The following is a 14,828-nucleotide window of genomic DNA, read 5'->3' as shown; positions in this document are numbered from 1 at the left end:
CTATGCCCCCAAACCTGCGTATGCGGAGAGAAGTGCAACAATGCCTAAGTCAACTGCCCAAATTGCGATACCAAATACAATCAGCATTGCAAATACACCAACGGTGTAATTCTTAAGCTCTGGCTTAGTAGGCCATGTAACCCTGTGCATCTCCGTACGGACATCACCAAACCAACCAAGCGAACGCCTGATAAAGCCAGGGCGCTTGTTTGCCTTGGCCTTTGATTCTGCCTTCGTTACCTCAGCCTTAGCAGCTACCTTGGTTTGGGAATCGGAAGCGGCATCAGCCTGGATAGCCTCACGCTCGGCACGCTCTTGTGCACGAGCCTTACGGGCACTCCTCTTATTGCGCTCCTTGTTCGCCATGAACTCATCCCTTCGGGTATATGACCCTATCTCATAAAACCAGCCCGCCCGGTAAGGGACGGGCCGGTGTATTAGCTGGCACGCCAGGAAGGACTCGAACCCTCAACACTCGGTTTTGGAGACCGATGCTCTACCAATTGAACTACTGGCGTATTAGAAAAACCTAGCGGGTTTCCTTATGAACAGTGTGCTTGTGGCACCAAGGGCAATACTTCTTCAACTCCATACGCTCGGGGTTGTTGCTCTTGTTCTTATCTGTGGTGTAATTCCTACGCTTGCACTCGGTGCATGCGAGGGTGACCATAGTACGCATGAAACCTCCCAGTTACCCAAATAACTGAGAGTGTTTCTCAGTTATACGCGGTGGGATACGTTACCATCTTGCTTCCCATCTTGTCAAGCCATAAGACATCTTGTACGTATCCTTGACAAAACAATCAAAACAAGTGGTAAAGCCAATAGAGAAAAGAAACCCGACGCCCTCTTGCGAAGACGCCGGGTCAGATTACGTCAGCTCAGTCGTTTACTCAACGATGGTAGCTACACGACCATCACCTACGGTGTGGCCACCCTCGCGGATAGCGAAGCGCAGGCCCTCCTCCATAGCGATGGGGTAAAGAAGCTCAGCGTTAATGGTAACGTGGTCACCAGGCATAGCCATCTCTACGCCCTCGGGGAGCTCGATGGAGCCGGTTACGTCAGTGGTGCGGAAGTAGAACTGAGGACGATAGCCATTGAAGAATGGGGTGTGACGGCCGCCCTCTTCCTTGGTCAGTACGTAAATCTCACCGGTGAACTTCTTGTGAGGAGTTACAGAACCGGGCTTGCAGAGTACCTGACCGCGCTCAACATCCTCGCGCTTAATGCCGCGGAGCAACAGACCTACGTTGTCGCCAGCCTCGCAGAAGTCCATAGTCTTACGGAACATCTCGATGCCAGTGCAGACGGAGCTCTGGGTATCCTTGATGCCAACAATCTCGACGGGCTCGTTCAGCTTAAGCTGACCGCGCTCTACACGACCAGTAGCAACGGTACCACGACCAGAAATGGTCATAACATCCTCAATAGCCATCAAGAAGGGCTTCTCGTTATCACGAGCTGGGGTGGGGATGTAAGAATCTACCTGACGCATAAGCTCTACGACAGACTCAACCCACTTCTCCTCACCGTTGAGGGCGCCAAGAGCGGAACCACGAACGATAGGAAGATCATCACCGGGGAAGTCATACTCAGAGAGAAGGTCACGAGTCTCCATCTCTACGAGGTCAATAAGCTCCTCGTCGTCTACCATGTCGCACTTGTTAAGGAAGACGATGATGTAAGGTACGCCTACCTGACGAGCAAGAAGAATGTGCTCGCGGGTCTGAGCCATAGGACCATCGGTAGCAGCGATTACCAGAATAGCACCGTCCATCTGTGCAGCACCGGAAATCATGTTCTTTACGTAGTCAGCGTGACCAGGGCAGTCTACGTGAGCGTAATGGCGCTCCCAGGTTTCATACTCTACGTGAGCTACAGAAATGGTAATACCACGCTGACGCTCTTCGGGAGCCTTATCGATGTTCTCGAAAGCAGTGTAGTCTGCATGGCAACCCTCGGTCTCGGAGAGAACCTTGGTGATTGCTGCGGTAAGAGTGGTCTTACCGTGGTCTACGTGACCAATGGTACCAATGTTTACGTGTGGCTTGGAACGATCAAACTTCTCCTTGGCCATTGCCATCCTCCTCTTGGAACTAGCTTTATGGGCTATCCAGCGAATAACTTGCTTATATATTCCAAACGGCCCAGGAGGGCCGCAAGAATTCATGGTACCGGCGACTGGATTCGAACCAGTGACATCACGGGTATGAGCCGTGTGCTCTAACCAGCTGAGCTACGCCGGCATGGCGGTTGCTTGAAAAGATGGAGCCCGCGACCGGATTTGAACCGGTGACCTCTTCGTTACCAACGAAGTGCTCTACCTACTGAGCTACACGGGCATGGTGGGGATACTTGGACTCGAACCAAGGAACCCAGAGGGAGCGGATTTACAGTCCGCCGCAGTTGCCGCTGTGCCATATCCCCATATATTTTCAAGCTACTTGCTTAAAAATAAACCTTGCAAGCGGAGGCAATATTACGACCGAATAGAGGGGTTGTCAATACATACCACCCAGCCGGGCGTTACCTTGTCACGTTTCCTGCACAATTGCAGATAAAATGCGTGCGTGGCAGACATAAAAACAGAGCCTTTAGAACTATGCTAAAGGCTCTGTGTTTTGCCTGGAGCTGGTGATAGGGATCGAACCTACAACAACTGGTTTACAAAACCAGGGCTCTACCATTGAGCTACACCAGCAAACTGCTTGCACAAACTGTGCGTGAGTAATAATAGCGTATCTTTATTCGTCTGGCGAGAAGAACTTCTATATTTCCACGTTTGCCTTTAAAAACAGCTCTATGTGATTGCTTACTAGGTTGTTTGCCAAGTTCTTACTAACGTCATCTGAACAGAGTCTTGCGGCGCCTCAAGTTCGCCTACGGTGTAGACAATGGCTTTTTTCGTTCCTGTATTGGCTATTTCCGATGTCGGAAATAGCCATTTTTGGCTGATTCCGATGTCGGAAGTAACCAATTTTGGCTGATTCCGAAGGTTTTGCTATACTAGATAGGCAAGAAATCACTTATGGATGGAGCTCTCTCGTGCAAAGATACGCACTTAAAAAGCTTAAAACCTGGCGTGCTTCGGCACATCGCAAGCCACTAATCATTAGAGGCGCGCGCCAGGTTGGAAAAACATGGCTTGTAGAGGAGTTTGCTCGGCAGGATTTTAAGCATTTTGCTTCCATTAACTTTCTTGATAACCAGACAATCCAACAGCTTTTCTCGGGATCGTTAGAGCCAAAGCGTATTCTTACTGCCTTAGGCGCCTATACCAACACAAACCTCTTTGACGGAGAAACTCTTCTTTTTCTTGATGAAATACAAGAATGCCCACGCGCCATCACATCACTCAAGATGCTTTGTGAGCAAACGCCTCAGATACCTGTTATTGCCGCAGGATCATTGTTAGGAGTAGCTCTTAACAGAGAAAACAATGCAGACAGCGCTACTCGTATTTCATGGCCTGTTGGAAAAGTAAACTATCTTGACCTTTTCCCTATGACTTTCTCGGAGTTTCTTCGAGCCTTAGGTAAGGATAGCTTGGCAGATTTGATTATTCAGAAGGATTATGAACTTATGCATGCCATGAGCGAATCTTTTGAAGATGCGCTTCGTAGCTATTTATATGTGGGAGGCATGCCGGCAGCAGTACAAGCCTATATCTCCACAGGGTTATTGAGCGAAGCACGTCAAATCCAAGATGCCCTGCTTATTGACTATGAGCATGACTTTTCAAAGCATGTATCTTCGCCGCTTGAGACAGAGCACATACGAGAAACTTGGCGCTCGGTTCCTCTACAAATTGCTCGAGAGAATGGCAGTAACAAGTTTATGTATTCTCAAGTGCGTCCTGGTGGTCGCGGGCGTGATTATAAAGATGCCATTAGCTGGCTTACGGATGCTGGCCTTGTAACAAAGGTTAATAAAATTACAAAGCCAGGGATTCCCTTATCCGCCTATGAAGACTCCAGCAATTTTAAGCTCTATCTTCTTGATATTGGTCTTTTGGGTGCAGCATTACACCTTAATGAAAAAACTCTTTTTGATGGAGACGCACTTTTCACCCATGCTAAGGGTGTATACAGTGAACAATTTGTCTGCCAGCAACTCACAGCCTCAAAAAAACGGCCTGCCTATTGGTCGGCGGACGGAAAGCAAAACAAAGCTGAAGTTGATTTTATTTGTGAGTGTAACGGAGAGGTTGTTCCTCTTGAAGTAAAGTCTGCAGCTAATGTTACCAGCAAGAGCCTTGCATACTTTGCAAAAAAGTATGGTCTTACTCACTGCATACGCTTTTCTCTTGCTCATTACAAAGACCAAGGATGGATGAAAAACCTTCCTTTGTATGCCGCGGAATCTTTATAGGAAGTTTTAAAGAACTGTTTTTGAGCTGCTTGCGTGGCCTTTATTTCCCCAGCAGCTTATTGAGCTTCTCGATAGTTGCTTGGTCAAGACGATCCGCAACGGTCAAGCGCGTATGTCCTTGGTCAGCCATGGCTTGGCGTGAGTCTGCCTCATTTGTATGTACATCACTAATAAGAGCGGTGCTGGAAATGCGGGTAACGGGAATACCACCAACCGTAGCCCTAATGGTGCTATCGGAAGTTACCACGGTTACATCACGTTGCTCAAGGCGGCACTGCACCACCAAGCGCTCAATAACGGTATCTGCACTCTCCCCTGTCTTGGAAAAAATGAGCTGCACTCCCGCACGCACAAGGTTGGGACGATCCGGGTTCACATTACCAGAGCCATCAAATACAATGACCGGCGTAAAACGGCGTTGAGCGTACGCAGCAACATCAGAAATGAGCAGCTCACGCGCGCGGTCAAAGGGATCTGCCGAGAGCGATTTTGTAGGTGGCGTGTCTATAAGGTCAGTGTAGCGCGGTGTTTTAAAGATGACGTTATAGCCATCTACCACCAAAAGTTCAAGGCGCTTGTTACTCATGTGCCCCACCATGAGTCTTGGTTATTTGAGGCTCAGTTGCAGTAGTTTGGCGCAGCCACTCGTAGCACATAACTGTTGTTGCCTGAGCAACGTTAAGAGACTCAACGAGACCACGTTGAGGTAACTTGCACATAAAATCACACTTTTTGAGCACTAGCTGGGAAATGCCTTTGCCTTCTGAACCCATAACAAGAGCCAAGCGACCGCTCATAGGAGACTCCCAGACACTTTGTTGAGCATGCTCCGTAGAACCAACAACCCAAAAACCAGCCTTTTTAAGCTCATCAAGCGCAGAAGCCAAATTGGAAACTTGTGCAATAGGTACATGAAGCACCGCACCAGCAGACGTTTTATAAGCAGCAGTACTTACGCGAGCAGCGCGTGCCTTTGCAATAACCACACCTGCAGCGCCAACAACTTCTGCACTCCGGACAATGGCACCAAAGTTACCTTCATCGGTTACGTGATCGAGTACCACAATAAGCTCATTGCTGCTACTTGCTCGCTCAATAAGGGCGCCAAGCTCCGCATACTGAAACGGACGCGTACGCAGCATAATTCCTTGGTGAGCGCCGTGGGAAGACATGCTATCCAAAACTGCACGAGGCACCTCTTCTATGGGAATACCAGCAGCAGATAAGCGGTCTACCAGCTCTTTAAGGGAAGCATCTTGTGTAGCATTGCGAGAGCTGGCCCCAGATACAACCAAAGCCTTTGCAATGGGCAAGCCCGTATCCAATGCTTCTACACAGGCGCGTCGACCCTCGATAAGGTCGTAAAGTTGAGATGTATCATGTGCTACGCCACGAGCAGAACGCTGAGCACGCCCCGTGGTGTTGGAGCGCCTAGCACGCTGGGATTGTTGCTGGTGGTGAGCTTGGTCTTGCAAGAACTTACTGCTACGACCCTTGCCGCGCGCAGGATTGCCTAAGCGCGAGCTGGGACGAGCGCTAGCGCCAGCGCGAGAGGCGCTGGTGCGCTTGGACGAATTTGGTTTAGCCACGAGCAGCACGTCCTTTTACCGTAAGGCGAGGACCTGCAGCGGTATCCTCGATGGTGAGTCCAAGCTCGGCAATGGCATCGCGGATGGAGTCTGCAAGCGCCCAGTTTTTCTCGGCACGAGCCTGCTGGCGGGCGTTAAGAAGAGCTTGCGCTGCCTCGTCCGTAGATGTGCCAGCATAGTTAGCAAGCGAAGCGGACAGTGTAATAAGTTCTGCTGGTAGCTCATTGTGTATGGACTCAGATAGGTTAATGCCCAGTACATCAAGCAGCTCTACCAGCGTATTTGCTGCATCGGTAGCCACAGAAGCCACAACGCTGCCCATATGTTGATCTAGATACGTATTTGCCGCAGTAGTAAGCGTAAAGATTGCAGCTAAGCCACCAGCGGTGTTGAAGTCATCATCCATCTGAGCTACAAAGTCTGTCCGAGCCTGTGCCACAGCCGCTGCCAAACTAGTATCCGAGTTTGTAAGCTCACGCGTGGGTTGGGCAGAGTTTTGAGCTGCCCACATAAGGTTGCGCACGCAGCCACGTAAACGCTCAAGCGTGCCCAGCGTTCCATCAAGGCGGCTAAACGAGAAATCCAAAGGAGCACGATAGTGAGTTTGCAACATAAGCAGACGCACAGCATCTGCAGGATACTTGTCTAACACTTCCTTAAGCGTGTAAAAGTTACCCAAAGACTTAGACATCTTCTCGCCATCCACACGCAACATACCCGTATGCATCCACGCATGTGCCAGCGGCGCATCCCACGCACACATGGCCTGAGCGGTTTCATTCTCGTGGTGAGGAAATACCAAGTCTTGCCCGCCACCGTGAATATCAATAGGCGTGCCTAAATAGCGATGAATCATAGCGCAGCACTCAGTATGCCAACCAGGACGACCTTCTCCCCAAGGGCTTGGCCAGCTCGGCTCACCAGGCTTTGCAGATTTCCACAGCGCAAAGTCAAAGGGATCGCGTTTATCCTCGTTAACCTCCACACGCTCGCCTGCACGAAGCTGGTCTAATTCACGACCGGAAAGAACACCATAGTTTTTGTCAGAGCGCACAGAGAAATACACATCACCGTTAGCAGCCACATATGCATGACCCTTCTGTATAAGCGTAAGAATCATGTCTTGCATAGCTTCAATTTCTTGCGTTGCGCGAGGACGAATATCGGGGTCTTCTACACCAAACCTATGCATGATGTCAATAAAGGCATTGGAATATTCTTCTGCTACCTCTGCGGAACTGCGACCTTCCTCATGAGCACGATTGATGATTTTATCGTCCACATCCGTAAGGTTTTGAGCCATGGTTACGTCAAAGCCTTTGTACTGTAGGTAACGACGAATAACATCAAACGACAAAAACGTGCGTGCATTGCCAATATGTATGTGGTCATACACGGTTGGGCCGCACACATACATACGGATTTTTCCAGGCTCAATGGGGATAAGCTCTTCTTTTTTATGATGCTGACTGTTATATACAAGCATGCCTTCTCCTTGGTTATGCTGTGCTTACTACGTTGGACACGTTGTTTGTTGCTGGCTGACCTGATTGTGAGCTACTGCTTTTACTGCTTTTGCAAAAGTGCAACGGCCCATGCTGCAATGCCCTGCTCCTGTCCAACAAATCCGAGCTTCTCGGTAGTGGTTGCCTTAATGCCTACACAATCCACAGGAACATCCATTGCGCTGGCCAAGTTACATCGCATTTCCTCCCTATGCGGTGCCAATTTTGGTGCCTGAGCCACAATCGTACAGTCACAATCTACCAGCTCAAATCCATGCGAACGCATGAGCGTTACCACTTTGCGCAACAACTCCAACGAACTGACTCCTTTGTAGGCAGGATTAGTGTCTGGAAACAGCTTACCAATATCTCCCTCACGCAACGCACCCAAAATGGCATCTGCCAACGCATGGGTAAGCACATCTGCATCTGAATGGCCGAGAAGCCCCATGGAGTGTGGAACAGTTACCCCACCCAAAACAAGGGCGCGGTCGGAAACAAGTTGGTGCACATCATAACCGTGGCCGATACGCAGCACTATACTTCACCACCTGTTGCAGCTTGAGCAAAACGATCAAGGAGTACGGCTTCTGCAAGAATAAGATCCTCGGGAACCGTGACTTTTATGTTAGCAGCTGGCGTAGACACTACTTCCACCCGTGCTCCAAGCTGCTCCATGAGCGAAGCATCGTCCGTAGCCACAACAGCATGCATACGCGCGTGCTTGTGTGCCGCAAGAATTGCCTCACGACCAAATACCTGCGGTGTTTGCGCATACCAATAGCAAGAGCGATCAGGTGTTTGCTCAACCATACCCTTTGCAACAATTTTAAGCGTGTCTGTTGCAGGATGTGCCAGCAATGCTCCATCTGCACCAGCCCTCACACGAGCAATCGTATCCTCTATGCCCTCAGGCGTAATAAGAGGACGCGCAGAATCATGAATGGCTACATAGCGTGCTGTTTGTGGAGCACGCAGCAAACCTGCATAGCATGATTCTTGGCGCGTTGCACCCGCGGCGGCAAAGTATACAGGCTTATGCAAGGTGAGAATATCCACCGTCTGTGAGCGCATCTCATCCATACGGTCTGTTGCACATACGATAACAATGGAAGAGATAGAAGGCGCCTCATCAAAAGCAAGAATAGACCAGCTAATAAGAGGCAAGCCACAAAGATTTACAAACTGTTTTCCGCGCGGATCCCCAAAACGAACCCCAGAACCACCGGCAGCAATAATGGCACAGGTGTCTGGAGCAGTATGAAGCTCATCAAGAAACTCAGGTTGTACTTGCGTGGTGGAGGCAAACAGCAAGTCTGTCGCTTGCTTTTCCAAAGTGCACTTCACCCTTATCGCCTTCCATGCATTTTAAGAAGGCTATCTGCCAAGATAACCGAGTTACGAATGCCAATCTCATCCAAACGCTCAGGATTTTGTTGAATGTCATCCAACAACTCCTGAAGTGAACCATACTCATCCACGATTTTATCGGCCATGCCTTCACGCACCACGGAAATACGAGACAGAGTACGCAAGCCCAGCGGAACCATAACGCTATCTTCCTTGCGGTCCTCATACCCCAACACAGATGCAATGTTTTTGATATCCAGCTCGTTTTTGGCTGCCAGAGCTTGGAATTGCGCACGAATGTTTTGCGCCTCTTCCACGGTGGAGCGACTGGCATAATCACGAATCATGAGGCTGTATTCATGGTCCATGTCACCCACAAGCTGCATGCGCTGCATTTCTACCGTACGTCCTTCCACACCAAGCTGCGCAATAATGTCTTGCAGATTTTGATCTGTAGCACTTAAAAGCTCAAACTGGCTATAAATGCTGGCAATATCGCCCAATGTTACATAGTTATCCAGCTCAAGTGAGGTCAAGCGCAAAAGACTGCGATCAAGTGTTTGGCGCGTGGTTTGCAGCGTGGCCAAAAGTTGGCTGACGCGCGTCATAAGCTCAGCTACGGTACGAATTTGATACGACTGACCGTTAACGTAAATATTAACCACCTGACGGCGTTCAGACACCGAGATAACCATGGCATCGGTAAGCAAGCTCATGCGGGCAGCCGTACGGTGGCGCATACCCGTCTCTGTTGTAGGCAACGAGGAATCTGGGTTCAAGTGAAAGTTAGCGCGCATGATTTGCGTAAGGTCACGGTCAATAACAATGGCACCGTCCATTTTAGATAGCTCAAACAGACGGTTAGCTGTAAAAGAAATATTAAGCGGAAAGCCATCATTGCCCGCAGCCAATACGCGATCAGAATCACCCACACAGATAAGAGCACCTAAGTTAGCTGCAATTATCATGTCTAATGAATGCCGCAGTGCTGTTCCAGGAGCAGTAAGGCGAATTGCCTCATCTAGGGAAACTTCAGCTGCAGAATCCAAAGGTGTATCCATAATCGCTCCTTCACTTTACCGCTATCAAACTGTATACAACTGTCAATTGTGACAGATAGTTGCACCTATACTACTCGCTGGCTGCCGATAAACCCGAACCACTTGTGCCAGAGCCTGCTGGCTTAGAGGCCGCAGGTGCACTAGCAGACCAGCTGTTACGCGCACTCGGAAGCTCCATATGCACACGCTTAGAAAGCTGTGGAATAGTACCTTCCGTGCGGGTAAACGTGAGCTTCTCGCCATCAGAGTCTACTAAGATAACATCACCTGGTTTCCACTTAGCTTGGAGCAATTCTTCTGCCAGTTGGTCCTCAATCATGGTTTGAATAGCACGGCGCAAAGGACGTGCGCCATAAATGGGGTCCGTTCCTTCCTTAGCAATAAGATCACGAGCGGCATCGGTCAGCTCAATAGACATACCGTTTTTAATCATGCGGTCGCGCAAGTCAATGACCATAAGATCCACGATGCCACGCAGCTGCTCGGTCGTAAGAGATTTAAACACCACAATCTCATCCACACGATTAAGGAACTCGGGACGGAAGAGCTTTTTAAGCTCGCTCATCACGCGGGAATTGATTTCCTTGTCGGACAGACCATTGGAACCAGCGGCGCTAAAGCCCATAGTTGTGGTGGTGGCAATCTCACGGGCACCAATGTTGGACGTCATAATAACTACCGTGTTGGAAAAATCTACCTTACGACCCTGTCCATCAGTCAGACGTCCTTCATCCAAAATCTGTAACAAGACGTTGAACACGTCGGGATGGGCCTTCTCAATCTCATCAAAAAGGATGACAGAATACGGACGACGACGCACTGCCTTAGTAAGCTCGCCCGCCTCGTCATACCCAACATATCCTGGAGGAGCACCAACCAACTTAGACACACTGTGCTTTTCCATAAACTCAGACATATCAAAGCTGATAAGCGCATCTTGGCTGCCAAACAAAAACTCTGCAAGCGACTTTGCAAGCTCGGTCTTGCCCACACCTGAAGGGCCCAAGAAGATAAATGAACCACCAGGTCTGCGTGGGTCTTTAAGCGGCGAACGACTGCGACGAATTGCCTTAGATACCGCAGTTACCGCCTCATCTTGACCAATAACGCGCTGATGGAGTACCTCTTCAGAGCGGAGCAGCTTAGAAGCTTCAGTCTCGGTAAGTGTAGAAACGGGCACATGAGAAATGCTGCTTACAACATCGGCAATATCATCCTCGGTAATATCTACAATCGTTGCATCGAGCTCTTCTCGCCACGCTTTTTCTAAGTCCTCAAGATGAGCCGTAAGTTCACGCTCTTGATCGCGCAAGCGAGCCGCCTCCTCAAACTCCTGAGCAGAGGCAGCCTCAGATTTTTTGGCAGTAACCTCTTTGAGCTGGTTTTGCGCTTCTACAATAGAATCTGGTGTCTTGATGGTATGGATGCGCGTGCGAGCGCCCGCCTCATCAATAACATCGATGGCTTTATCTGGCAAGAAGCGGTCTTGAATATAGCGATCTGCTAACGTAACTGCAGCGGCAATAGCGCCGTCCGAGAAGCGCACATGATGGTGCTTCTCATACCGGTCTTGCAGACCACGGATAATCTCAATGGCATCCTCAATAGAAGGCTCACCCACCATAACGGGCTGGAAACGACGTTCAAGCGCAGAGTCTTTCTCGATATGCTTGCGATACTCTTCTGCTGTTGTTGCACCAATAACTTGGATTTCACCGCGAGACAGCGGGGGCTTAAGGATGGATGCCGCGTCGATGGAACCCTCGGCAGAACCAGCACCAATAATGGTATGCATCTCATCTATAAACAAAATATCATTGCCAGACTCGCTGACCTCAGAAACAACCTTTTTGAGGCGCTCTTCAAACTCGCCGCGATACTTAGAGCCAGCTACAAGCGCAGCTACATCTAAGGTCCAAATTTGCTTATCGCGCAACACATCAGGTACCTCATTGTTAGCAATAAGCTGTGCTAAGCCCTCTGCAATAGCCGTCTTGCCCACGCCGGGGTCCCCCAGGATAAGCGGGTTGTTTTTCTGACGACGTGCCAAGATTTGCATAACGCGCTCAATCTCGCGATCGCGACCAACCACAGGGTCAAGCTTACCGTCACGCGCATACTGCGTAAGGTTGCGGCCATACTCTTCCAGCATGGAACCCTCACCAGGCTGAGAGCCCATCATCATGGAATCACTGCCCATGCGCACTTGCGCCGTAGGACGAGTTGACTCCGGGCTTTTATCGATGAGGTCATTAACGGCATTGCGAACAGCATCTGCCGAGACACCCAATCGAGCCAGCGCAGTCATAGCGCTCCCGTTGCCCTCGCGCACAATACCAAGCAGCAAGTGCTCGGTAGAAATATACGTTTGACCATGCAGCATGGTCTCGCGGTAGGCGTTTTCTAACACACGCTTTGTGCGCGGCGTAAAGGGAATGTGGCCACCTGGAACTTCTTTTTCTTCCGACTTAGATAGTTCCTTGATGGTTGCTAACGCTTCCTCATACGTAATCTCAAGCTTATCCAGAGCCTGAGCAGCAATTCCGTCACCCTCTTTGATAAGAGCCAAGAGCAAATGCTCGGTACCTACATACATCTGCCCCAGACCACGCGCCTCATCTTGTGCCAGCGACATGACTTTCTTGGCTTTATCAGTAAACTTCTCGAACATATGGGATAACCCCTTCCTGCCATTGCATGCAATGACCTGATTTTCTGCTTTGTTGTGTACCCCGTATGTTGCTTTGTCATACCCACACGTATGCAGGGACTCTTATGCTTTAGCGTTACTCAAAGCACTCCGTCGTAGGCACCAGTGACTTCTCGGCTTCGATAACTGCGGTAAAGAGTTCATCAAGCTCCATGCCCACAAGCTCGGCACCATGACGTATAACAGCACGGTCACAACCAGCCGCAAAACTCTTAGTCTTGAACTTCTTTTTGAGGCTCTTAAGCTCAAAGTCCATGACTGAGTGGCTGGGGCGCATAAGCACACATGCGTTAATAAGTCCAGAAAGTTCATCCACAGCAAACAAGACGCATTCCATCTTGTGAGTAGGTGTGGGCAATTCTGGATTGACGTCGTAATTATGCGTCTGAATGGAATGGGCTAATGCAGGGTTGGCGCCAGCTTCTGCCAGCAGTTCTGCAGCTTTAATGGTATGCGATGGGTCATCATCGCATGTTTCCCAGTCAAGATCATGCAAAAGGCCAACAAGTCCCCAAAACTCTTCATTTGCAGGGTCATACTGCTTTGCAAAGTAACGCATAAGAGCCTCTACCTGCAAGCCATGCAAGATGTGATATTCATCCTTATTGTGCTGTTTAAGCAGCTCCAGGGCCTTCTCGCGAGAAATGCCCGCGTCCAAAACTTCTGCCGTGCTCTTTGTTGTGCTCTTCTCTTGCTTCTTGTGAGCGCCACCAAAATCTTCAGGACGCATATGAGGGAAGAGCAACACATCACGAATGGAAGGCTCATCGCAAAACAGCATAACCATACGGTCAATACCGTAACCAATACCGCCTGTTGGAGGCATGCCATACTCAAGGGCGCGGACGTAGTCATAGTCATACTCCATGGCCTCATCATCGCCAGCAGCCTTGGCATCCACCTGATCCTGGAAACGAGACTCCTGATCAACGGGGTCATTAAGCTCGGTAAAGGCATTGGCGTATTCATGGCCAGCAATTACCATCTCAAAGCGCTCGGTCAGACGGGGGTCCTCGGGCTTGCGCTTAGCCAAGGGAGAAACCTCAACGGGATAATCACAAACAAAGGTAGGGTTGATTAAAGTCTGCTCTACCAACTCGTCATAGAGCGTAAAGATAAGCCTACCAACACCCCATTCCTTCTCGTAAGGCACATTACGCGCATCGAGAAGCTCGCGGAGGTGCTCAACGGAGGTTTCCATAGAGACCTGTTCGCCCACAACTTCACTAACAAGCTCGCTCATGGGAGCAGAACGGAACGGTGCCTTAAGGCTAATCTCTTTACCTTGATACGTAATGACATCGCCCTTGCCCACAGCAGCAGCCACCGCCTGGAACAGGCCTTCGGTGAGGCGCTTCATGCCTTCAAGGTCGGAGTATGCGCAGTACGCTTCCATAGAGGTAAACTCGGGGTTATGCGTTTGATCCATGCCTTCATTGCGGAATTGACGGCCAATCTCAAATACGCGCTCCATGCCACCAACAATACAGCGCTTAAGGTGAAGCTCAGTGGCAATGCGCAGGTAGCACTCTTGATCGAGCGCGTTAAAGTGCGTCATAAACGGACGTGCATTAGCGCCACCCAAGGTCTCTTGCAAAATGGGGGTCTCGACCTCGAGGTAACCTTGACTTTCCTCCATATAACGACGGATGGCAGAAATAATGCGTGAACGATTGCGGAACGTAGTCATAACGTCAGGATTAACGATAAGATCCGCGTAACGCTGACGATACCGAGTCTCTTTGTCGGTCAGGCCGCTCCATTTATTGGGCAACGGACGACACGACTTGGCCAACATCTGAATCTCTTGCGCCAAGATGGAAAGCTCGCCGCGCTGCGTGCGCACCACAGGACCGGTAACCCCAATGATGTCTCCTACATCAAACTGCTTAAGCAACTCCCATGCAGCATCACCCAGCAAGTCGCGACGACAAAACAACTGAATGGAGTCGCTTACATCCTGCAACACAATAAAAGCCAGTTTGCCCTGACGACGAAATGCACGAATGCGGCCCGTCAAAGACTGAACATCATCCGTATCCTCACCATCTGCAAGATGTGCATACTGGGCAATGATATCTGCTGCATGAGCAGTTACCTTAGAGCGAGGAGGATAGGGGTCAATACCGGCATCGATAAGAGCCTGGCGCTTGGAACGACGAATCGCACGCTCGTCGTTAATATTTACCGTGGTCTCTTGATCTGTTGCTGCCATGAGATTCCTTTCGCTCGGCAGTGA

The 14,828-nt window shown here is 49.9% G+C and carries 12 protein-coding genes and 5 tRNA genes; 1 reads left to right on the top strand and 16 read right to left on the bottom strand.

Features of this window, described 5'->3' with window-relative positions; genetic code table 11:
• The 8 genes from secE to SPD80_RS05280 form a co-directional block, all read right to left on the bottom strand.
• Window positions 1-366 carry a preprotein translocase subunit SecE gene (gene secE / locus SPD80_RS05315; RefSeq protein ID WP_320604078.1) on the bottom strand — a complete coding sequence of 122 codons (366 nt, stop codon included), beginning with the start codon at window positions 364-366 and terminating at the stop codon, window positions 1-3.
• 76 nt (window positions 367-442) lie between these two features.
• Window positions 443-518: transfer RNA gene (locus tag SPD80_RS05310), tRNA-Trp, on the bottom strand.
• 11 nt (window positions 519-529) lie between these two features.
• Complete coding sequence (gene rpmG, locus SPD80_RS05305; RefSeq protein WP_084522258.1) at window positions 530-679, bottom strand: 50S ribosomal protein L33; 150 nt, start codon at window positions 677-679, stop codon at window positions 530-532.
• 210 nt (window positions 680-889) lie between these two features.
• The gene (tuf, locus tag SPD80_RS05300; protein WP_320604080.1) at window positions 890-2,080 is read right to left on the bottom strand and encodes an elongation factor Tu; all 1,191 of its coding nucleotides are present in this window, start codon (window positions 2,078-2,080) and stop codon (window positions 890-892) included.
• 92 nt (window positions 2,081-2,172) lie between these two features.
• Window positions 2,173-2,249: transfer RNA gene (locus SPD80_RS05295), tRNA-Met, on the bottom strand.
• Window positions 2,250-2,269: 20 nt separating this feature from the next.
• Window positions 2,270-2,345: transfer RNA gene (locus SPD80_RS05290), tRNA-Thr, on the bottom strand.
• 1 nt (window position 2,346) lies between these two features.
• A tRNA-Tyr gene (locus tag SPD80_RS05285) sits at window positions 2,347-2,430 on the bottom strand.
• 199 nt (window positions 2,431-2,629) lie between these two features.
• A tRNA-Thr gene (locus SPD80_RS05280) sits at window positions 2,630-2,704 on the bottom strand.
• A gap of 344 nt (window positions 2,705-3,048) precedes the next feature.
• On the opposite strand from SPD80_RS05280, the gene SPD80_RS05275 reads away from it, so the two are divergent.
• A complete protein-coding gene (locus SPD80_RS05275; protein ID WP_320828821.1) occupies window positions 3,049-4,374 on the top strand; it encodes an ATP-binding protein in 1,326 nt (441 codons plus the stop codon).
• A 40-nt stretch (window positions 4,375-4,414) separates the two neighbouring features.
• On the opposite strand, the gene SPD80_RS05270 is transcribed toward SPD80_RS05275, so the two are convergent.
• From SPD80_RS05270 to lysS, 8 genes are all read right to left on the bottom strand, one after another.
• A complete protein-coding gene (locus SPD80_RS05270; protein ID WP_320828820.1) occupies window positions 4,415-4,960 on the bottom strand; it encodes an NYN domain-containing protein in 546 nt (181 codons plus the stop codon).
• On the bottom strand, window positions 4,953-5,963 hold the full coding sequence (gene rlmB, locus SPD80_RS05265; protein ID WP_320828819.1) for a 23S rRNA (guanosine(2251)-2'-O)-methyltransferase RlmB: 1,011 nt from the start codon (window positions 5,961-5,963) through the stop codon (window positions 4,953-4,955). Before rlmB ends, SPD80_RS05270 begins: the two co-directional genes overlap by 8 nt.
• Window positions 5,956-7,449: a cysteine--tRNA ligase gene (gene cysS / locus SPD80_RS05260; RefSeq protein ID WP_320828818.1), complete on the bottom strand. Its 1,494-nt coding sequence runs from the start codon at window positions 7,447-7,449 to the stop codon at window positions 5,956-5,958. The genes rlmB and cysS overlap by 8 nt, the downstream gene beginning before the upstream one ends.
• Window positions 7,450-7,529: 80 nt before the next feature.
• Window positions 7,530-8,006, bottom strand: a complete 477-nt coding sequence (gene ispF, locus SPD80_RS05255; RefSeq protein WP_320605416.1) for a 2-C-methyl-D-erythritol 2,4-cyclodiphosphate synthase — start codon at window positions 8,004-8,006, stop codon at window positions 7,530-7,532.
• A complete protein-coding gene (ispD, locus tag SPD80_RS05250; protein WP_320828816.1) occupies window positions 8,006-8,815 on the bottom strand; it encodes a 2-C-methyl-D-erythritol 4-phosphate cytidylyltransferase in 810 nt (269 codons plus the stop codon). The genes ispF and ispD overlap by 1 nt, the downstream gene beginning before the upstream one ends.
• A gap of 2 nt (window positions 8,816-8,817) precedes the next feature.
• The gene (gene disA / locus SPD80_RS05245) at window positions 8,818-9,879 is read right to left on the bottom strand and encodes a DNA integrity scanning diadenylate cyclase DisA (protein WP_320605420.1); all 1,062 of its coding nucleotides are present in this window, start codon (window positions 9,877-9,879) and stop codon (window positions 8,818-8,820) included.
• Window positions 9,880-9,949: 70 nt separating this feature from the next.
• Window positions 9,950-12,550 carry an ATP-dependent Clp protease ATP-binding subunit gene (locus SPD80_RS05240; RefSeq protein WP_320828815.1) on the bottom strand — a complete coding sequence of 867 codons (2,601 nt, stop codon included), beginning with the start codon at window positions 12,548-12,550 and terminating at the stop codon, window positions 9,950-9,952.
• 115 nt (window positions 12,551-12,665) lie between these two features.
• Window positions 12,666-14,804, bottom strand: a complete 2,139-nt coding sequence (gene lysS, locus SPD80_RS05235; protein WP_320605424.1) for a lysine--tRNA ligase — start codon at window positions 14,802-14,804, stop codon at window positions 12,666-12,668.
• Between the last annotated feature and the right edge of the window lie 24 nt (window positions 14,805-14,828).

Source organism: Atopobium sp. (assembly GCF_034113385.1).
Classification (GTDB): domain Bacteria; phylum Actinomycetota; class Coriobacteriia; order Coriobacteriales; family Atopobiaceae; genus Atopobium.
The sequence above is the reverse complement of the archived record's forward strand: the minus strand, read 5'-3'. Positions and strand labels throughout refer to the sequence as shown.

Bases quoted from the DNA above. Each gene is read 5' to 3' on its own strand.
- tuf (WP_320604080.1), bottom strand. From the start codon at position 2,080: ATGGCCAAGGAGAAGTTTGATCGTTCCAAGCCACACGTAAACATTGGT.
- SPD80_RS05240 (WP_320828815.1), bottom strand. From the start codon at position 12,550: ATGTTCGAGAAGTTTACTGATAAAGCCAAGAAAGTCATGTCGCTGGCA.
- lysS (WP_320605424.1), bottom strand. From the start codon at position 14,804: ATGGCAGCAACAGATCAAGAGACCACGGTAAATATTAACGACGAGCGT.
- secE (WP_320604078.1), bottom strand. From the start codon at position 366: ATGGCGAACAAGGAGCGCAATAAGAGGAGTGCCCGTAAGGCTCGTGCA.
- cysS (WP_320828818.1), bottom strand. From the start codon at position 7,449: ATGCTTGTATATAACAGTCAGCATCATAAAAAAGAAGAGCTTATCCCC.
- SPD80_RS05270 (WP_320828820.1), bottom strand. From the start codon at position 4,960: ATGAGTAACAAGCGCCTTGAACTTTTGGTGGTAGATGGCTATAACGTC.
- rpmG (WP_084522258.1), bottom strand. From the start codon at position 679: ATGCGTACTATGGTCACCCTCGCATGCACCGAGTGCAAGCGTAGGAAT.
- disA (WP_320605420.1), bottom strand. From the start codon at position 9,879: ATGGATACACCTTTGGATTCTGCAGCTGAAGTTTCCCTAGATGAGGCA.